We start from the raw sequence: 18,685 nt of genomic DNA on the forward strand, positions 1-18,685 counted from the left end.
GCCTTAGTCTGCGCGGCTGAGCGATTTCAGCTCGCTGACGGAAGAAATGGCCACTTGCTCGCCTGCTTTCAGGCCCGACAAGATGGTGCGGGTGTCGCTGGGGCTGCGGCCACCATCGGCGATGGTGACGATGCGCGGGGTGACGCCGCCATTGCTTTTTACAAAGACCATATGCTGGTCGCCCATGCGGATGATGGCGGTGGCGGGCACCGACAGCGCGTCAGCCGGAGCGGGGCCCATGACGGCGAGGCTGAGCGATTGGCCAGCGCGCAGCGCGGCGGCGGCGGGCAAGCGGGCGGTGAGGGTGGCGCTGCGCGTTTCGGCGTCGAGCGAGCGGTTCACGGCCATGACTTCGCCGATGACATCGGGCGCGATGGCGACGCGCATTCCGGCATGGACGCTGTCGATCAGCCGTTCGGGAAGCTGGGCGACGGCCTGAAGCGGGCCAGCGCCGTCGATGACAAAGGGGGCGGCGTCGGGGTTAATGGCTTTGCCCGTTTCCACGGCGAGATGGCTGATCCGGCCCGAAATGGGCGCGGTGAGGGCATAACCGCCAGCACCAGATGCACCGCCGGTCATACCCATCAGACGGGCGTTTTCCTGCACATTGACTTGGGCTTCGCGCAGCGCGGCGTCGGCTTCGTCGGCGCGGGCGGGGGCGATGATGCCTTCGTTGCTGAGCTGCTTGATGCGCTTGGCATTGGCTTCGGCCACCGACAGGCGGGCGCGGGCGCGCGACAATTCGGCGCCCAGCGACACCAGATCGCGGCTGGAAACGCTGGCCAGAATTTGGCCCGCTTTGACCATATCCCCCTCTGTCACAAAAATGCGGGTGACGATGCCGGGCAATTGGGCGGCCACCGCCACACGGGCGTTGGGCGGCGGGGCGATGAGCGCGGGCAGAGTGGCGATGGGCACCATATCGGCGGCGGTGGCGGCAGCGAATTGCAGGCCGAGCGATTGGACTTGCTGGGCGCTGAGGGGGATTTCTGACGGTTCAGCGGACTGCTCAGAGGCGGCGCTTTGCGGGCTATGCTGCGGTTTAGCGGAGTCGTTTGCCGGCTGGGCAGCCGGTTTGAACCACCATGCAAGAGCGAGAGCCAGCGCGCCGAAAATGGCGGCCATAAGCCATTTTTTTTGTGTCATGAGGGCCTGCTATCGATGTTGCCTGACAGACGCCTGACGGGCGCTATTTTTTATGAAAGATCAGGCGCAGTTCGCGGATATCCGCATCGGCCGCCACCCGCCCACCATGCGAGGCCATGATGCGGGACACGATGGACAGGCCCAGACCCGCGCCGTCGCGGCTGGCATGGTCGCAGCGGCGCAGGCGTTTGGACAGCATATCATAGCGGGCTTGGGTCAGGCCGGGGCCGGTGTCGCGCACCGCCAGTTCGGCTGCTGCGTCGGCATAAATGACCACGGCCTTGCCCGATGGCGTAACGCGCAGGGCATTTTCCACCAAATTGCGCAGCGCCGCCGCCACTGCTTCGCGGCGGCCCCAGATGGTGCCGGATTGGGCTCCGCAAAGCTCGATCCTTTTGTCATCGGCCAAGGCGGCGGGGGCCATTTGGGCCGCGACATCGCGCGCGACATCAACCAAATCGACGATACGAGGCGGGATAGAGGCGGCGTCTTGCGCGTCAATTTGGGCGAGCAGCATCAGCTGGTCGATCAGGCGGCGCATGGCGTTGATGTCGGCGCGCATGGCGGCGGCCTTTGGGTCATCCAGCGTGTTGAGTTGGAGGGAAAGCAAAGTGAGCGGGGTGCGCAATTCATGCGCAATGTCGGCGGCAAAGGCTTCGTGCATGGCGGCGGCATGGTCAACGCGGTCCAGCAAATGATTGACCGCATCGGCGAAAGGCACGGTTTCGATGGGCAGGGTGGAGGTGTCGACCCGCACGCCGCGTGGTTGGTCGCTGGCGGCGTTGATATGTTCGGCGGCTTCGGTCAGCGGGCGCACGCCGCGTCGGATGGCCCAGCGCCCAGCAAAGGCCATGGGAATGGACAAAAGGATCATGGGGAGGACCACATGTTCCAGCAGTTCATGGGCGGATTGGCGAAGCTGCGTGAGGTCGAATATATGCAGGACCGAGATTTGATATTCGACCCAGATGAACACCAGCATCAAAAACATGCCGATGGCCGACACAATCGCCAGACTTTGCATCAAGCGGCGTAAAATGGATTCGGGCGGTTTCATGCGGCGTCTTTGAGCAAATATCCAACACCGCGCACGGTATGAAGCTGGCCCAGCGCGCCGCCATCGTCCAATTTTCGGCGTAGGCGCGATACGGTGGCCTCTATGGCATTGGGGGTGACGGCATCGTCGAAGCTGTAGAGTGTGCCTTCGATGAGTTCGCGCCGGACGACTTGTCCCGCGTGGCGCATGAACAATTCTAGCATGTCAGCTTCACGGCGTGTGAGCGTCAGTGGATGTTGGTCGATGGTCGCGGTGCGTTGTTGCATGTCATAGGCGATCGAACCAACGCGCATGACGTTGCTGGCGCGCGGGCCGGGGCGGCGCAGCAAAGCACGTAGACGGGCGGCCAGTTCGTCGAGGGCAAAGGGTTTGACCAGATAATCGTCGGCCCCAGCATCTAGCCCCATGATGCGGTCCTCCAGCGCGGCGCGCGCGGTGAGGATGAGGGCGGGCGGTTCGCTGCTCCCTTTGCGGCTGCGTAGCCAGTCGAGTCCATTGCCGTCGGGCAGGCCGAGATCGAGGATAAGCGCGTCAAAATATCCTGCATCCAGCGCGGCATCGGCGGACGCTAAATCATGGACCATATCGCAGCGATGGCCGTGCTGGGCTAGGCCGTCAGCGATCATGTGGGCCAATCGCAGATTGTCTTCGATGATGAGCAGGCGCGCCATATTCGTCCGATGCCAGAATATTTGTTGTGCGCATCAGATGCTGGGGAGCGCATAATGTCGCACGCAAGAATAGGAAGGTTCAGCAGAATATAGCCAGAATGTAAATTGGGCATCGTGTGCGGGGGAGGGACGCATGTGTGAGCGAAGACCGAACTGTGTTGGCCAAGCTGGCAATGGCGACCCGCTGGAGGTTGCGGGCGCCATTGCCGTCACACTGATGTTACCAGTGCGGTACAGGCGGTGCTGCGCTGTGTTGGCGGCAGTATGAGCGCCGACATAAGATAAGCACTGACACTAAGCGCCGACGCTCAAGCCAATGCGATTGCCATTCAAGGCGGCGATGGCTTATGCGACGCAGTGAAACTGGCGATCTGTTCGAATATTTCCCGCTGCGTGGGTTGTAGGACCTTGAGGTCTTTCAACTTTGTTATTCGGTCTTCGCTGAGATGGAGCCAGTCGCGCAAGACGTCTTCGCTATGTTCACCCATCAATGGTGCGGGGCGGACATCTGGCGGATTGGTGCCGCTATGTTGGGCGGTGGCGCGTTCTGAATATATCGGACCGATCAGGTGTGGATGGTGATCGACACGGTAGCAGCCGCGTGCGCGGGCGTAAGTGAAATTGGGTAAATCGCAGACCCGCAGCATCGGTGCGGCGGCTATGCCAGCGGCCTGAAGCTGTGTTGCCGCGTCCATGGCGCTGTGCTGGGCGACCCAGTCTGTCAGCGACTGGCCCGCCAATAAATTGGTGAGCGCAGGATCAGAAGGATGTGCGGTGACGACGCACCAGTCATCGTCGCCGGCGGCGGGTAAGACCCGCGAAGCGGTGCTTGGATAGATATTGGGATCAATCACCATCGGAGCAAATTGCGCCAGCATCACTTCGGCCTGTGAAACGCTGGCGGTGCCACCATGACGGGTTCGCAAACGGCGAATAAGGAGCGCCGTCACGCCCAATGCGCTGATACGGCCCGCCACATGATCGGGATAAACGGTGACAGCGTCGCTGAAGCTGTCGGCTGCATCGGGGTAGCGCCACATCATGGTCAGACCGGTGGCTGCGCGAACCAAGGGGCCATAGCCAAGGCGTTTTGCCCATGGTCCTGTCGGACCAAAAGCGGAACTGTCTGCCATGATCAGGGTGGGGTTGATGGCCAAGAGCGTGTCGGGTCCCAAGCCTAGACTGTCCATCGTGCCCGGTTTGAAGTTGGACAGAAGAATATCGGCGTGCCGCACGAGATCGAGAAAGAGCGCGCGACCTTCTTCGTGGCGTAGGTCGAGGCCAAGGCTGCGCTTGTTCCGATGACCCGCGGCAAAGCTTTCTGACAAGCCATAGGGCAGATAAGATTGGCGTGATCCGTCCGGAAAGGCTGTGCTTTCGATTTTGATGACGTCGGCGCCGCCATCCGAGAACATGCGTCCTGCTTCTGCTCCGACGACGATGACGCCAAGGTCCAGAACCTTTAGCCCGTCAAAGGGCCGTTCAACCTGTTCATCACCCAAGGACTGGGGATGGGGGGACGGGAGCGCTGCGGCAGCAGCGTTTACGGGGCCCATTCTGGCACCGTCGATAGTTAGGACGCCGTTTGGCACAATGACCTGATCGCCGCTTGGCGTGGTGAGGGTGGTGAGGGCTTGGCGCTGGGCGATTTGGTCGCTGGCTGCAAATTCCGAAAAACTGAGCATGGCCGAAATTGGAACACCGTGCGCCTGACCTTGGGTTTCGAGATCGGCACGTCGGCGCGACGCGAAAAAGGTTGCGAGCGAAGATTGCAATTCGGTGGATTGCTGACGGGTGCTGATTTTGGCAAATTCCGGTGCCGCAAAAGCGGCGGGTTCACCCATCCAGCGAAACATGCCTTGCCATTGACGGGGCGCAAGCAGGCAGATGCGAACCGCACCATCGGCGCAGTCGAATATGGGATATTGTGTGCCAATCGCTGGGCGATCACGCGATAAAAGATGAGCTGGGCGACCCATGGTGGCGCTGCCGTTAATGCCATAGCCGGGGTCGAGTGCCTGCATCGCACCGTCTAGCGCGGAATAGTCGATATGTTCGCCAGTTCCGCAGCGCAGGGCTTTGAAATGGGCGGCCAGCATCACATAAGCGGCTTGGGATGCTGCACATTGCCACGCGAGTTGGCCGGGGGGGAGCAATGGCGCGCGGCCCCGAATGCCGGAGCGAGACAGGCCGCCGGACAAGGCGTGGAGCACGGCATCGCTGGCTTTCCATTCGCTAAGGCTGTTATTTTGGCCAAAAGGGCTGATTTCCATCAAAATTAGGGATGGCTTGGCATGGGCCATTAACGCCATATCCAGAGAGGATGGCGGTGCGACGATGATATCTGCTTGCCTGATATGGTCCAGATCAAGTGGCGTCGATACAAAGATTTTTCCAGCATTGGCTGCGATGTCGTCGGCGGCGGTTGAGGGTGGGCGGAAGCGCGCTACATGGGCGCCCAGTTCCGCCAGATAGCGCGTGGCAGACGCTAATGGGCCGTCGATCAGGTCGATGACATATAGGCCGCTTAATGGGCGGTCTGTGAAGCTGTGGGGCGTCGTCATTGGGGATTGCGTGCAAATTGAGGAAGGTCCGCAGGAATATTCACCCATGGCAATGCGGTGGATGTCCAGACATGAATGGCGGGCGTCAAGCGGGCCGGATCATCAGCCGTTCCCGCTTTGATAATCGCTATTTGCGGAGACGCACTGGACAGCGAACAAATGGGCGATCCGCATTGGGCGCAGAATTGGCGGTCGACGGGCTGGCCGCTGTCGGTGTCATGGTCGGTGTAGGTTGTGAGGGTCCCGCTGATATGCATGGCGGCCGCAGGAATGATGACGTTGACGGAGAATGCGCTGCCGGATTGGCGCCGGCAGTTGCTGCAATGGCAAATGGCCACCGTCATTGGATTGCGGTTTATTTGATAGCGCACCGCGCCGCAATTGCACCCGCCTTTGATCTCGTTCATCACTCTCTCCATTTATCTTTGCTGTTGCGCTTTTAACTAATGGCATTAGTTTACGGAGTCGGCAACCGTCAATCGATCCGCAAGCAGCGGGCTGTAATCAGGTGGAGAGTGGTGTGAACGAACAATATGCGATGACGATCGGTGGGCAGGCGGTTTTAGCGGCATCGACGATAGAAGTCCGTAATCCGGCGACTGGTGAGTTTTTTGCCCTAGCGCCCGATGCCTCGGCGGATGATCTGGATGCGGCGGTTGCGGCCGCGACGCTGGCCTTTCCTGCATGGCGCGATACCCCGATGGCCGATCGCAAGGCCTGTTTGGTGAAAGCGGCCGAAGCGATTGAAGCCCATGCGGATGAATTGGCGTCTTTGTTCGTGGCAGAGCAGGGCCGACCTTTGGCTGGTGCCAAGATGGAAATCTTGGGCGCGGCGATGTGGCTGAAGGCCACGACCATGTTAGATATTCCCGTTGATGTGACAGAGGATAATGATAAGCGGCGGATTGAGGTGCATCATGTGCCCTTGGGCGTGGTGTGCGGAATTGTGCCATGGAATTTCCCCGTTTTACTAGCGTCGTGGAAAATCGGACCGGCATTGATGGCAGGCAATACATTGGTGCTGAAGCCATCGCCCTTTACCCCGCTATGTACGTTGCGGATTGGCGCGTTGATCCGCGAGGCATTTCCGGCCGGTGTGATTAATATCATCAGCGGCGGCGATGCGCTGGGCCCATTGATGACCGCGCACCCTGGTTTTGCGAAGATTAGCTTTACGGGGTCTACGGCAACGGGACGTCGCGTGATGGAAACCGCAGCGAAAGACTTGAAACGGATTACGTTGGAATTGGGGGGTAATGATGCCGCCATTGTCATGCCCGACGTGGACGTAGATCTGATTGCCGAGCAATTGTTTGAAGGCGCGTTCCATAATAGCGCGCAAGTCTGTGTCGCGACAAAGCGCTTGTATATTCATGCGGATATTTATGATCAGCTGCGGGACCGATTACACCAACTCGCGCAGCAATTGCCAGTGGGTGATGGCACCCAGCAAGGTGTGCGTTTTGGTCCTGTGCAAAATGAACCGCAATATCGGCGTGTTTTGGCGTTGTTGGAAGATGCGCGGGCCAATGGTCTGACCTTGCTGGAAGGCGGAGCGGTGCCGGAACAAGGGTATTTCATCCCATTGACGCTGGTGGATAACCCGCCCGAAGATAGCCGTGTGGTGGTCGAAGAGGCGTTTGGACCGATATTGCCACTGCTGAAATTTACTGATGTTGATGATGTGGTCACACGGGCCAATGATACCGAATATGGGTTGGCGGGCGCGGTCTGGTCCGCTGATATTGAGGCAGCAACAGCCATCGCGCATCGTTTGGACACGGGGACAGTCTGGATTAACCAGAATTTGCAATCGACCCCATTCACCCCTTTGGCAGGGGCGAAGCAGTCGGGCTTTGGGCAAGAAAATGGCTTGGCTGGGCTGTTGGAATTTACCCGTCCGAAGTCGATTTTCATTCCAAAGGCGGGATAAGGTGATGCAGCTTAGCCCTGAAAATGAAGCCTTCCGTGATGAGGTGCGAGCCTTTTTCGAAGCGGAGCTAACACCAGAGTTGCGCCGTTCCGGCAAGTTGATGACCAGTGTTTATGCTGATCATGAATCGCAAATGGCGTGGCAAGCAAAGCTTCATGCGAAGGGTTGGGCGGCACCAGCTTGGCCGGTGGAATATGGTGGGTGCGACTGGACGGTCGTGCAGCATCATATTTTTGCGGCAGAGCGGGTGCGGGCTGGCGCGCCGCCTGTGTCCCCCATGGGGATTAAAATGTGCGGTCCTGCGATCATTGGATTTGGGACAGAGGAGCAGAAAGCATATTTCTTGCCGAAAATGCTGAGCGGCGAGCATTTTTGGTGTCAGGGATATTCGGAGCCGGGTGCGGGGTCTGATTTGGCGGCGTTGCAGATGAAAGCCGTGCGTGACGGCGATGATTTTATATGCACCGGCACGAAAATCTGGACCACCCATGCCAATGTGGCGGATTGGATTTTCTGTTTGGTGCGGACCAAGAAAAGTGACCGCAAACAGCGGGGTATCAGCTTTTTGTTGATTGATATGCATTCACCCGGCATCGAAGTTCGTCCCATTATCATGGCTTCTGGTGAACATATTCAAAACCAGATTTTTTTCGACAACGTCCGCGTGCCCGTGGCCAATGTGTTGGGCGAGATTGATGACGGTTGGACGGTCGCCAAATATTTGTTGGAATTTGAACGGGGCGGCAGTGCCTATGCGCCCGAAATTGCCGTCGCATTGGACGAATTGGCGAGCCAGATTCAGGCGCAGCCTGATGGCCCAAGCCGTGCAATATTGGACATGAATATCGCCGAAGCGCGTATTCGTTGTGATATATTGGCGCGATTGGAAAGTGATATTTTATCCCGCCTGTCCGCTGGGGCACCCACGGGCGCGGATGCGTCCATGATGAAGATATTGGGCACGGAGTTGCAGCAGCGTGTCACAGAATTGGCACTGGACGCAGCGGGCCCGCTGGCGCGGGCATTTCAACCCGGCGTTGCGATGCCCGGCGGCCCAATCCCCCATCACGACATCAGCGATTATTGCAGCGGCGAGATATGGCAAGCCATTGCGCCGTTGCACTATCTGAATGAACGGGCCAGCACCATTTATGCTGGCACCAATGAGATTCAGCGTGGGATTTTGGCGAAGGCTGAATTGCGGATTTAATCTGGTCAACAGGATTATTATGTCGGGGGCGCCTGTTGTGCGCCCCTTAATTTTTTGGCAGCTAAGTTGGTAAGTCAGGGGTGATTTCGGGCAAATATTGGGCGGTCTAGCGTTTTGCGCGCTGCCCAATATGGAAAGCTGGAGGTCCGCTTAGCCGAGCGCCATATAGCGCGCCAGATGGTCATCGCGGGTACCAAATTCGCTTTCAATCACAGTTAAGCGTTTGAATAATGGTGAAATGATCAATTCCTCGGTCATTCCCATACCGCCATGTAATTGGACGGCATTTTGACCAACAAAGCGGCCAGTCTCCGCGATGGTGACTTTGGCCGCGCTGATGGCTTTGGCCCGATCTTTAGGATCATGGTCCAGAGCATCCGCCGCCAGAGCGGCGGCAGCGGCGGCGCGGCGTGATGCAATATGCATATCCACAAGCCGATGTTGGATGACCTGAAAGCTGGAAATCGCCTGATCAAATTGTTTGCGTTGAACGCAATAGTCCCGTGTGTCGCTGACCAATTTGACCATGATGGCCGAGGCTTCGGCACAAATGGCCGCGGTGGCAAGGTCGATCATGTCGTCAATGTCTTGGGGATCCAGCGGCAGACGCGCGTCGTTTGGAACGACGACGTCGTCCAACAATATGTCGGCGGCGCGTCGCCCATCGATGGTCGGATAGCTATGCATCACTAGTGCCGAGCGGGGAATCAGGAAGGCCGTAACTTCGCTATCAATTTGAGCGGTGATGATGACCGCGTCTGCTTCGGCCGCGCCAATAGCCAAAAGCTTGCCGCCCGACAAGCGCCAGCCCGCCGCATCGGGGGCTGCGTAGGCGGCCTCTTTGTCATCCAGCGAAGCGAAAGCAATAGAAGCTTCGCCTGCCGCTACACGTGGCAACCATTGGGCCGCGTGCGGACCGCCGGATCGGTCGAGCAGGGTGCCCGCCAACAAAATATATTCCAAATAGGGTGTGGCGATGGCCCGTGGGCCCAATATTTCCAGAACAGCAAAGCCATTTTTGGGCGAAAGAGCTAGTCCCCCATGGGCTTCGCTGAATGGCAAGGCCAATGCGCCTGCTTCGGCCAGAGCGGACCATATGTCCGCGCCTGCTGAAAGGCGATCAAATTGTGCGGCAAGAGCGTCTTTCCATTCCATATCAATCCACCTTTTCTGTGGGTGCGTCGCGTAAAATAATGTCGGCGGCGCGCCACGCCATCGCCATCGTGGGGCCATTGGTGTTGCCGGACGGAATGACCGGCATAATCGATGTGTCGATAATGCGCAGTCCTTGAATACCACGAACTTTTAGTTGTGGGTCCACCACAGATTCGGGATCATGGCCCATGCGGCAGCTTCCGACGGCATGATATCCACAGGTGCCAAAGCGATCATAGGCATCCATGATTTCTGCGTCGCTTTGGAAGGCTACGCCGGGCATGGTTTCGGACGAAATCATGTCGGCGAGCGGAGCTTGGCGGACATAGTCGCGCATCATGCGTACCGCGGCTACCATGGTTTCCCGATCCTCTGGGGTCGCGCGATAATTGGGCTTGAAGGTGGCGGCGGTATCAGGATCGGACGAACTGATATGAATGCTGCCGCGCGATGTCGGGCGCAGCGGATAGAGTATGGCATTCATGCCAGGCTGGCGTTCCAATTGGCTGCGCTGGGTGGCCATGTCAAAGCTGAAGGGTGCGATGAGCATTTGGGCGTCGGGGCGATTAAGGCCAGCACGTGTTTTGAACCATCCGCCCACTTCATAGGCTGCGGCTGACATGGGGCCGTCGCGCGTCAGCACATATTGCAGCGTGGCCCATAGTAAACGCCACCCGCGAAAAATGCGATTTTGTGACAAAGCGGCTTTGGTTAATTCCCATTGCATGATGATGCCGCGATGCTCGATCAGGCCCTCTCCGACTTGTGGGTGATGGAGGACCACAGGAATAGACAAGGCGGCCAGACGATTCTGGTCACCGATACCAGATCGTTCGAGAATGGCGGGACTAGCCATCGCTCCGCCGCACAAAATGACCTCGTGTTTCGCATGGACGGTCTGTCGTTGTCCCTTGGACCGCAATTCGACGCCGATAGCGCGCAGGCCGTCAAAAAGCACGCGATCGACGGTGGCGTCGGTCAGGATGGTAAGATTGGGCCGCTTTTCGGCGGGGCGTAAAAATGCTGTGGCAGCGCTTTGGCGTTTGCCTTTCCAGATGGTGCGCGGGGCATAGCCAATAGCGACTTGATCATCAGGCGCATTGACGTCGGCTTTGTTGGTCCAGCCCATCGCCTGACCAGCCGCGATTTGCGCATCGCTGATTGGCAAGCGCTGGGTTGGCATGGATATTTTGAGTGGCCCGCTATCGCCGCGCGTCGGGGCGGCGCCCATTTCGTGATTTTCGATGGCCTGATATGCGGCGCCGATATGCGCCCAATTCCAGTCCGGGCTAGAGCATTCTGCGATGGCGTCGAAATCGGCCGGTTGACCCCGTACATACATCATACCATTGATGGACGAGGACCCGCCCAAAACCCGCCCGCGAACCCATGCTTCGGACTGGCCAGCCGTCGATTCTTCGGGTTGGCTCATATGGACCCATAGATGCTTTGGGTCTTGCATGACTTTGGCTAGCCCTTTGGGCATCGTAATAAACGGGTGGCCGTCGCGCGGCCCCGCCTCGATCAATGCGATTCTGAGCTTTGGATTTTCGGACAGGCGATAGGCCAGCACACAGCCCGCAGCTCCAGCGCCGCAAATAATATAATCGAAACTCATATCCAATTCTCCCGAGAAATTGGCCATTTTTTGGTTCTCGTTATCGCTTCATAAAAAACTATTGTCATTAGGTAAAGAGTGGAATAGGCTGATTGCAACAAGAAGGAGAGGATCTGGGATATGAGTGAGGTTGCAGAAGTTTCACGGCCTGCCCGCAAGCTGACAACCCTTGCCGACCTGACGCCAAGTCAGATCGAAGCGATCCGCAAGATACCGGCTGAAAAAGACGCCGTTGTGGTTCCCTTTGGTGCGACACGGCCCAGTAATATTTTCACCGGTCAGGAACGTTTTGACCAAGAGCAGGAAAAGATTTTCCGTCGGTATCCGGTGCCGGTCACGGTGTCGGCCTTGTTGCAACCAGGCAGCATCGTTGCCAATGACAGCTATGGCTTTCCGATGTTGGTGTCGCGCAAGCGGGATGGAACGATCAAAGCGTTTGTGAACGCGTGTCAGCACAAGGGTTCCAAGATTTTGGAAGATTGTGCGGTTCACAAGCAGGACCGTGTAACCTGCCCTTATCATGCTTGGACCTATGGCATTGATGGTCGTTTAATTGGTGTTTCGCGCAGTGAATCCTTTGAAGGATTGGATAAGAGCAAGCGCGGATTGGTGGAGTTGGAAGCACGGGAGTGGGGCGGCATTGTTTATGTGCAGTTGAACCGTGACATCCCAGCCGATTGGTCGAAATTGTCGGATCAGGTCGCCGAGGATTTCACGGCGCTGGGTTTGCCCGATGCACATGTTTATGGCCGTAAGACATTTGACCTGAAGGCCAATTGGAAAGTGGTTTTGGAGCCATTTTTGGAAGGTTATCATGTCCAGCGTTTGCACGCAGCGTCCATTGGTGACCGCTTTCAAGACGCGCCCAATATTGTCGACATGTTTGGCACGAACATCCGTCAGGTTTCGGGACGTATCGGATATGTTCCTGAAATGTTGGACGAAGATCCAGCCGCCAATGTGCATAAGCTGGTAACCCATGCCTATACGACTTTTCCAAATTGCGTGGTGATTACCAGCCAATATTACACCAGTGTTATGTTGCTAGTCCCGCGTGCGCCGGATCGGACAATTGTGGAATATTTTATGCTGACGCCGGAAGCGGCGACGACGCCAAAGGCCGAAGAGGTTTTTGCGCGATCTTATGAGCTGATCTTGAACGTCTTTGGCGGAGAAGATTTTCGGGCTGCGGAAATTAGCCAACAAGGGCTGAGTGCCGGTGTGCCAGAGGAAGCGATATATTGCGGGTTGGAGACGAATATCGTCCGTTACTATGAAGCTATTGAAGCGCTTTTGTAATTCATGAACCGGCGATAGACCGGATGGAGAGGGATTGATGGCGCAGACTTTGTCCAGCGCATTGGCATGGTGGGCGCGTATGCGTCCCACCCAGCCGGCGGTAATTCTTGGTGGTGATCGGCTGACTTATGGCGAGTATAAGGCATGGTCTGACCGTGTCGCCGCTATGTTGGAAGCTGACGGCCTGCAAGCGGGTGACCGTGTTGCAATATGTTCGACCAACAGTCTGGCCTATTGCGCGCTGGTGATGGGGGTGATCCGCGCGGGCGGCATCGTAAATCCCGTCAATTTCCGTTTTACGGCGCGCGAAATTCGCGAGCTTTGCGAGACGACGCAGCCGCGTTTTACGTTTGCGGCCCCAGAATTTGAGGCCAATGTGCAGGCTGCTGGCCTAGTTTCGCGTTCGATGGCGCAGGTGGAAGAATTGCGGACGGGCGGGGTTCTCGTGCCCTTGCACGACCCCCAGCCAGATGCGCCAGTCGTCATTATTGCGACCAGTGGGTCGACGGCGAAACCCAAAGGGGTGGTGTACACCAATCGGTCCATGACGGCCTATGCGGCCTGTTGGGCGCTGGAAGAAACATCGTCGTCCCCCGGAGCGCGGGTGATCAGTCTGGCACCGTTGAATACATCAGCCGGCTTTGTGCAGTTGATCCATTATACCACGCAGGGCTGCACGGTGTATATGGAGCCGAGCTTTGTACCCGAGGCTATCTTGCAGTTGTTGCAGGATGAAAAGATCAACTGCTTCGGGGCTGTGCCGACATTTTTTGAGGCCATCGCCCGTTGCCCTGGTTTCGGCGAGGCCGATTTATCGGCGATCCGCCTTGCTACAGCAGGGGGGGCACGCGTCAGCCGTCAGTTGCTGGATATATGGAAAGCAAAGGGCGTCACCATCCGTCAGATATACGGCCAGACCGAGGTTGGCGGCAATGTGACCATGATGCCCGAGCATCTGGCCATGGAAGAACCCGAAAAATGCGGCTGGGGTAATATTTTTATGGAAGTACGTGTGCTGCGTCCTGATGGCAGCGCATGCGAGCCGGGGGAGGCGGGCGAAATTGTGATGCGGTCGCCAGGTATGATGACGGGATATTGGCGCAATGAAGAGGAAACGGCCAAGGCCATTCGGGACGGATGGTTGTGGTCGGGCGACATTGGGACGATGGATGAACGCGGCTTGTTGACCTTTGTAGACCGGCTGAAAGATTTGATTATTTCAGGCGGGTTAAACATTTCGGCAGCCGAAATTGAACGCGTGGTGTGTGAATTTGATGGCGTTGACGAAGCTTTGGCGATTGCGGCGCCGGACCCCAAATTTGGGGAGACTCCGTTCATTATATATCATGGCGCTGCGGAAGTTGATGTTGCGGCCTTGATCGCCCATTGCAACGCCAATTTGTCCAATTACAAAGTCCCCCGCTATGTCGTTTATTCGGCGGAACCATTGCCGCGTTTGGCGACGGGGAAATTGTCGAAGCCAGCAGTTCGGGAACGTTATGCCGATGCCCATCAGCAGTTGGAGCGCGTCCGATGACGGCGGCGATAGAGACATCGCCCAGCGTGATGGCTGCGGTTCCAGCACATATTCCCGACCATTTGATATTCGATTTTGATATTTATGCCGACCCGCGCATCAACCAAGATGTGCAAGGCAGCTATGCCCTGGCATTGGCGAATGCGCCTGACATATTTTGGACGCGTTTGAACGGCGGACATTGGATCGCCAAAAGCTTTGATACGATTAGCAAAATCGTGCTGGATCCCGAACATTTTTCTGTGCGCGAAATGCAGATTCCGCGCGTTGAAAATCCACCATTTTTCATACCGCTAAGCCTCGATCCGCCGGAGAATTTGCCTTATCGTAAGGCGATGATGCCGATGTTCGGACCAAATGCTATCAGGGCATTGGAGCCCCGCATTCGGGAATGGGCAGCGGAGCTGATCGATGCGGTGGCCGACAAAGGATCTTGCGATTTCCAAGCCGATTTAGCCAAACAATTTCCGGTTAATGTGTTCATGGAATTAATGGGCATGGACCTGTCGCGGTTGAGCGATTTTCGGGCATTGGCGGAGGCGTTTTTTGCCGCGCAAAATGATTCCGATGAGCTGTCGCGTTTGAGCGGCGAGATTCTGGGCGAAATGGCCAGTTTGATCGACGCAAAGAAGCGGGCGCCCGATGACAAGTTGATGTCGCATTTCATTCATGTCGATATTGATGGCCGGAAAATGGGTCAGGATGAAATTCTGGCGATGAGCTTTGTGCTGTTTCTGGGTGGAATGGATACGGTCACCAATGTGACGGGTTTTGCCTTTCAGCAATTGGCACAGATGCCGGATGTTCAGCAGCGATTGGCAGCGGACCCGTCGTTGATACCGGCCTTCACCGATGAAGCCGTGCGATTATATGGTGTGGTGAACACGCCTCGCTTGGTGATTGCGGATCACAATATTGGTGACGCCCAATTTCGTGAAGGCGAAATGGTGTTGAACATTTTATGTTTGGGTAGCCGTGATCCCGCCAAGTTTGACCAGCCCAATATTTTTGATTTGGACCGCCGGAAAACAGCGCATCTGACCTTTTCGTCCGGCCCACATTTGTGCGTCGGGCACGTCCTTGGACGAGCAGAATTGCGTATTTTAACAGAGGAATGGGTGAAGCGTATCCCGTCATTTCGTGCGGTAGCGGGCGAAAAGCATGCGTTTCGGATTGGCACGGTGATGGCGCTGGAGACCTTGCCCCTAGAGTGGACAGAAGTAGCCTGATTATGACGATATATGATGGCGCAGATGCGCCTTATTGGAACGGCTTGACCGAAGGTCGCTTGGTGTTGCCGCAATGTGCGTGCGGGGATTGGTTGTGGCCCGCTGTCAGCCAATGCGGGACTTGTGGCAGTGAAAATATCCAATGGCTGGAACAGGCCATGCGCGGCACGATTTTTTCGTGGACACGCACATGGCATCGTTTCGGATTTACGGAAAATATTGATCTGCCGTTCATTTCCATCGTCGCGACGGTCGAAGGGTGTGGCATTCGCTTGCTGGGCCGCTTGGATGATCCGGACCAAATTGATCCGGTGATTGGCGAGAATATATATGGGAAAATCGGTGCGACGCGCGTTGGCGAGCGCGACATTCCCACAATTATCTGGAGGCGCGGTTGATGCACCCATTATATGGTACCACCGCTGTCGCTGGTATTGGCATGTGCCAATATAAGCGCGGGTCGTCCCCGCTGCCGGAGCAAGGTGTGTTGGCCAAGGCCATTCGCATCGCTTGTGCCGAAGCGGGCTTGGATACGGCCGATATTGACGGCTTTGTATCCTATGGCGACGATAAGAATGAACCTGTTCGTTTAATGCCGACACTGGGCATTAAAGAATTGAAATGGTCCAGCAGCATTTGGGGCGGCGGTGGCGGCGGTATTGCCGGTGCATTTGGTTTGGCCGCCTCGGCCATTCTATCTGGGCAGGCTAGCGCTGTGATCGTATTTCGCGCCTTGGTTGAAGGGGCAAGTGGCCGCTTGTCGGCGGCGGTGATGGCGCACCATTTGAACGATCATATGTTGGCGGCCGGTCTGGTCGCACCAGCACAGATTTGCGCCATTCGTGCCAATCGGATGTATGAACATCATGCTGTGCCCAAACAGGCCGCAGAGGAGTTGGTTCGTGCGTCCTATTTCCACGGAGCCCGCAACCCAGAAGCCGTTGCTTATGATAGATCGCTTGATTTGGATGCGATGCGGAATTCGCGCTGGATTGCCGAACCGTTTCGCTTGTTCGATTGCAGCCGTGAAAATGACGGGGCCGCCGCATTTTTGATGGTGTCGGCAGAACGAGCCCGTGATTTGAACAAGCAGCCTGTCTATTTGCTGGGATGCGCCAATGGCGCGGAAAAGGGTTGGGGGGACTTGCTGGAAAATGACGACGAGCAATTATACCCAACCACGGGATTTCGGCCCATTGCAAGGCGTCTCTATGCCGAAACGGGTTTGTCTCCAGCCGATATTGATGTCGTTCAGCTATATGAAAATTTCAGTGCGCAGGGCGTAGCATCGCTGATTGACCATGGTTTTTGCACCTATGAAAATGTGGCTGAGGTGGTGAAGTTTGAAAATCTAATTGCCCCCACCGGCAAGCTGCCTGTGAATACAGGCGGGGGGAATTTTGCGCAGGGTTTCATTCACGGCATAGGCACAGCTTATGAAGCGGTGAAACAATTGCGGGGTGAATCCGCCAACCCAGTGCCCGATGCTAAGCTGTGCTTGTTGGCCGGTGGGCCAGGCGCGCCGACGGTCAGTTCCGCAATATTTGGGCGGGAGATCCCATAGCAGCCGCGCCAGCGGTCCGAGCCTAGTTGAGTGGGCAACCGATCGTATCGGTTGCCACACGTTCCCTTACGCCAATCAGGAATAAGCGTAGCGATTCCACGAACAATTGTTCGTCGTTAAAGGGGTTATCGGCAATCGCTTTGGCGAGGCTCGGATATTTGCCGTCGTCAACACGCGGCATCGGCGGGATTCCACGTGAACGGGCGGATGCTTCGAACAGGGCCGCGCCATAGGTATATTTTTCGATCGCGTCGATTACCGTCATCTGAATGGGCGTAGGATAGGGTTCTTCGAACGCGGCGCGGTCATAGGCGGCCAAGAGCAAGTGACGCGGGAAGTAACGCAAAATCAAGGGCGCTGCATTGGGATGCTGAAGCAGGGTTTGGCGCGTTGCCACACAGCGTGCGATAATCTCTTCTTCGAACGACCGATCGGTTGCGCTGGCGGCTGGCATTTTGAGCAGCATGATCCGCGCAACTTCTTGTAATAATTCTGATTTATCTTTGAAATGATGATATAGGGACGGAGGCCGCACGCCCAATTTCTTGGCGACCAAGGCGAGGCTGAGTTCCTCCAGTCCATGTTCGTCGATGACTTCCAATGCAGCCTCTGCTGCATTTTTACGAGAAATCAATGGTTTAGATGGTCTTGCCAAAAGTTCGTCCCCTGTTTCAGCCGCTTATGGCAGTAGTAGGCTGTGGGGGCCAGCCTAAAAGGAGTCGGTTTAAGCGGATCAACGCAGGACTAGGCCTCCGTCGACAATCAAAGATTGGCCTGTGATATAGGAGGCTTGGGGCGAAGCAAGGAACAGCGCCGCAGTTGCTACCTCTGCGGGGGTTCCAAAGCGTTTGACCGGTATTGCGCGCAATGTATTGCTGGATTTGCGTTCATCGGTGTGGACATTGGCGGTCATACGAGTTTCGATAAAGCCAGGGGCGACCATGTTGACGCGTATTCCATCGCGTGCCCATTGGTCTGCGATGGCGCGGGTGAAACCCAGCATTCCTGTTTTGCTGGCGGTATAAGCCGGAGCATAGCCAATCGCGATGAACGCAGCGCAAGAGCCAATGTTGACGATGGTGCCGCCGCGTTCCCGAAGTATGGGGTGAAAGCGATAGCATAGTTCGACTGCGGCGTTGAGATTGACGTCAATGACCGTGCGATAATTTTCCAGATCATATTCGTCCGACAGCGATAATCCGGCATTGTTGATCAGAATATCAATTGGGCCGGCCGCGCTGATGAGGGCATCGCGATCAGCGGGTTGGTCAAGCCGTGCGCGCAAATAGGTGAAGCGGGATAGGTCTTCGTCATATTGGCCGATGTCGCTGCGTGTACCGGTAATAAGCACTTCGCCGCCCGCGTCTGCGAAAGCTTGGGCAATGCCAAGTCCGATACCTTGGGTGCCGCCTGTTACCAAGATACGTTTCGATTGAAAATTGAATGACATCATCGGCTCTCTCCCATTTTTCTTAAACCTATTATCATTAGATAAGATCAGATGCAGAGTTTTGGCAAGAGTGAGAGGGATGGCAGATGCAAAAACAATGAGAAGCGCTGATTGTGCGAAGGGAGCGCGGGCGGGTTTTCACGACGTTTCCCCTATGGTGGGGGTGTCCGTTTGGGCTGCTATTGTGACCCGCTGATTTTGTCGGACCGCGTAGGCCGTCATCCGGTGAGTGTGCGGCCGCAGGGGGTGGCG

The 18,685-nt window shown here is 56.7% G+C and carries 16 protein-coding genes; 7 read left to right on the plus strand and 9 right to left on the minus strand.

Annotated elements, in window-relative coordinates:
- Positions 1 to 3 precede the first annotated feature (3 nt).
- The 5 genes from LKO31_RS05760 to LKO31_RS05780 all read right to left on the minus strand — a co-directional run bounded on the left by LKO31_RS05760 (position 4) and on the right by LKO31_RS05780 (position 5,845).
- A complete protein-coding gene (locus LKO31_RS05760; protein ID WP_227689183.1) occupies positions 4 to 1,146 on the minus strand; it encodes an efflux RND transporter periplasmic adaptor subunit in 1,143 nt (380 codons plus the stop codon).
- A gap of 43 nt (positions 1,147 to 1,189) precedes the next feature.
- Positions 1,190 to 2,203, minus strand: coding sequence for a sensor histidine kinase (locus LKO31_RS05765; RefSeq protein ID WP_227689184.1), 1,014 nt, complete (start codon positions 2,201 to 2,203; stop codon positions 1,190 to 1,192).
- Positions 2,200 to 2,874, minus strand: a complete 675-nt coding sequence (locus LKO31_RS05770) for a winged helix-turn-helix domain-containing protein (protein WP_227689185.1) — start codon at positions 2,872 to 2,874, stop codon at positions 2,200 to 2,202. Before LKO31_RS05770 ends, LKO31_RS05765 begins: the two co-directional genes overlap by 4 nt.
- 329 nt (positions 2,875 to 3,203) lie before the next feature.
- Entirely contained in the window at positions 3,204 to 5,438 is a 2,235-nt protein-coding gene (locus LKO31_RS05775) for a CaiB/BaiF CoA-transferase family protein (RefSeq protein ID WP_227689186.1), read from the minus strand.
- On the minus strand, positions 5,435 to 5,845 hold the full coding sequence (locus tag LKO31_RS05780) for a GFA family protein (protein ID WP_227689187.1): 411 nt from the start codon (positions 5,843 to 5,845) through the stop codon (positions 5,435 to 5,437). The genes LKO31_RS05775 and LKO31_RS05780 overlap by 4 nt, the downstream gene beginning before the upstream one ends.
- 113 nt (positions 5,846 to 5,958) lie before the next feature.
- On the opposite strand from LKO31_RS05780, the gene LKO31_RS05785 reads away from it, so the two are divergent.
- On the plus strand, positions 5,959 to 7,371 hold the full coding sequence (locus LKO31_RS05785) for an aldehyde dehydrogenase family protein (protein ID WP_320443480.1): 1,413 nt from the start codon (positions 5,959 to 5,961) through the stop codon (positions 7,369 to 7,371).
- 4 nt (positions 7,372 to 7,375) lie between these two features.
- On the plus strand, positions 7,376 to 8,581 hold the full coding sequence (locus tag LKO31_RS05790; RefSeq protein WP_227689188.1) for an acyl-CoA dehydrogenase family protein: 1,206 nt from the start codon (positions 7,376 to 7,378) through the stop codon (positions 8,579 to 8,581).
- Positions 8,582 to 8,731: 150 nt separating this feature from the next.
- On the opposite strand, the gene LKO31_RS05795 is transcribed toward LKO31_RS05790, so the two are convergent.
- Together LKO31_RS05795 and LKO31_RS05800 are read right to left on the minus strand one after the other, a co-directional pair.
- Positions 8,732 to 9,736: an acyl-CoA dehydrogenase family protein gene (locus LKO31_RS05795; RefSeq protein WP_227689189.1), complete on the minus strand. Its 1,005-nt coding sequence runs from the start codon at positions 9,734 to 9,736 to the stop codon at positions 8,732 to 8,734.
- A 1-nt stretch (position 9,737) separates the two neighbouring features.
- A complete protein-coding gene (locus LKO31_RS05800) occupies positions 9,738 to 11,354 on the minus strand; it encodes a GMC family oxidoreductase (protein WP_227689190.1) in 1,617 nt (538 codons plus the stop codon).
- A 120-nt stretch (positions 11,355 to 11,474) separates the two neighbouring features.
- On the opposite strand from LKO31_RS05800, the gene LKO31_RS05805 reads away from it, so the two are divergent.
- From LKO31_RS05805 to LKO31_RS05825, 5 genes are read left to right on the plus strand one after another with little or no spacing between them, the layout of a single operon-like run.
- Positions 11,475 to 12,653, plus strand: a complete 1,179-nt coding sequence (locus tag LKO31_RS05805) for an aromatic ring-hydroxylating oxygenase subunit alpha (RefSeq protein ID WP_227689191.1) — start codon at positions 11,475 to 11,477, stop codon at positions 12,651 to 12,653.
- 37 nt (positions 12,654 to 12,690) lie between these two features.
- Positions 12,691 to 14,190, plus strand: a complete 1,500-nt coding sequence (locus tag LKO31_RS05810) for a class I adenylate-forming enzyme family protein (protein ID WP_227689192.1) — start codon at positions 12,691 to 12,693, stop codon at positions 14,188 to 14,190.
- Positions 14,187 to 15,419, plus strand: a complete 1,233-nt coding sequence (locus tag LKO31_RS05815; RefSeq protein WP_227689194.1) for a cytochrome P450 — start codon at positions 14,187 to 14,189, stop codon at positions 15,417 to 15,419. The genes LKO31_RS05810 and LKO31_RS05815 overlap by 4 nt, the downstream gene beginning before the upstream one ends.
- Positions 15,420 to 15,421: 2 nt before the next feature.
- Positions 15,422 to 15,817: a Zn-ribbon domain-containing OB-fold protein gene (locus LKO31_RS05820; RefSeq protein ID WP_227689195.1), complete on the plus strand. Its 396-nt coding sequence runs from the start codon at positions 15,422 to 15,424 to the stop codon at positions 15,815 to 15,817.
- Positions 15,817 to 16,983, plus strand: coding sequence for a thiolase C-terminal domain-containing protein (locus LKO31_RS05825; protein ID WP_227689196.1), 1,167 nt, complete (start codon positions 15,817 to 15,819; stop codon positions 16,981 to 16,983). Before LKO31_RS05820 ends, LKO31_RS05825 begins: the two co-directional genes overlap by 1 nt.
- Positions 16,984 to 17,005: 22 nt before the next feature.
- On the opposite strand, the gene LKO31_RS05830 is transcribed toward LKO31_RS05825, so the two are convergent.
- Together LKO31_RS05830 and LKO31_RS05835 are read right to left on the minus strand one after the other, a co-directional pair.
- The gene (locus LKO31_RS05830; protein WP_227689197.1) at positions 17,006 to 17,638 is read right to left on the minus strand and encodes a TetR/AcrR family transcriptional regulator; all 633 of its coding nucleotides are present in this window, start codon (positions 17,636 to 17,638) and stop codon (positions 17,006 to 17,008) included.
- Positions 17,639 to 17,716: 78 nt separating this feature from the next.
- The gene (locus LKO31_RS05835; RefSeq protein WP_227689198.1) at positions 17,717 to 18,436 is read right to left on the minus strand and encodes an SDR family NAD(P)-dependent oxidoreductase; all 720 of its coding nucleotides are present in this window, start codon (positions 18,434 to 18,436) and stop codon (positions 17,717 to 17,719) included.
- Between the last annotated feature and the right edge of the window lie 249 nt (positions 18,437 to 18,685).

The sequence above is a fragment of the Sphingopyxis yananensis genome (assembly GCF_020687785.1).
GTDB classification, from domain to species: domain Bacteria; phylum Pseudomonadota; class Alphaproteobacteria; order Sphingomonadales; family Sphingomonadaceae; genus Sphingopyxis; species Sphingopyxis yananensis.

Bases quoted from the DNA above. Each gene is read 5' to 3' on its own strand.
- LKO31_RS05810 (WP_227689192.1), top strand. From the start codon at position 12,691: ATGGCGCAGACTTTGTCCAGCGCATTGGCATGGTGGGCGCGTATGCGT.
- LKO31_RS05760 (WP_227689183.1), bottom strand. From the start codon at position 1,146: ATGACACAAAAAAAATGGCTTATGGCCGCCATTTTCGGCGCGCTGGCT.
- LKO31_RS05775 (WP_227689186.1), bottom strand. From the start codon at position 5,438: ATGACGACGCCCCACAGCTTCACAGACCGCCCATTAAGCGGCCTATAT.
- LKO31_RS05765 (WP_227689184.1), bottom strand. From the start codon at position 2,203: ATGAAACCGCCCGAATCCATTTTACGCCGCTTGATGCAAAGTCTGGCG.
- LKO31_RS05820 (WP_227689195.1), top strand. From the start codon at position 15,422: ATGACGATATATGATGGCGCAGATGCGCCTTATTGGAACGGCTTGACC.
- LKO31_RS05800 (WP_227689190.1), bottom strand. From the start codon at position 11,354: ATGAGTTTCGATTATATTATTTGCGGCGCTGGAGCTGCGGGCTGTGTG.
- LKO31_RS05795 (WP_227689189.1), bottom strand. From the start codon at position 9,736: ATGGAATGGAAAGACGCTCTTGCCGCACAATTTGATCGCCTTTCAGCA.
- LKO31_RS05815 (WP_227689194.1), top strand. From the start codon at position 14,187: ATGACGGCGGCGATAGAGACATCGCCCAGCGTGATGGCTGCGGTTCCA.
- LKO31_RS05835 (WP_227689198.1), bottom strand. From the start codon at position 18,436: ATGATGTCATTCAATTTTCAATCGAAACGTATCTTGGTAACAGGCGGC.
- LKO31_RS05825 (WP_227689196.1), top strand. From the start codon at position 15,817: ATGCACCCATTATATGGTACCACCGCTGTCGCTGGTATTGGCATGTGC.
- LKO31_RS05780 (WP_227689187.1), bottom strand. From the start codon at position 5,845: ATGAACGAGATCAAAGGCGGGTGCAATTGCGGCGCGGTGCGCTATCAA.
- LKO31_RS05790 (WP_227689188.1), top strand. From the start codon at position 7,376: ATGCAGCTTAGCCCTGAAAATGAAGCCTTCCGTGATGAGGTGCGAGCC.
- LKO31_RS05805 (WP_227689191.1), top strand. From the start codon at position 11,475: ATGAGTGAGGTTGCAGAAGTTTCACGGCCTGCCCGCAAGCTGACAACC.
- LKO31_RS05770 (WP_227689185.1), bottom strand. From the start codon at position 2,874: ATGGCGCGCCTGCTCATCATCGAAGACAATCTGCGATTGGCCCACATG.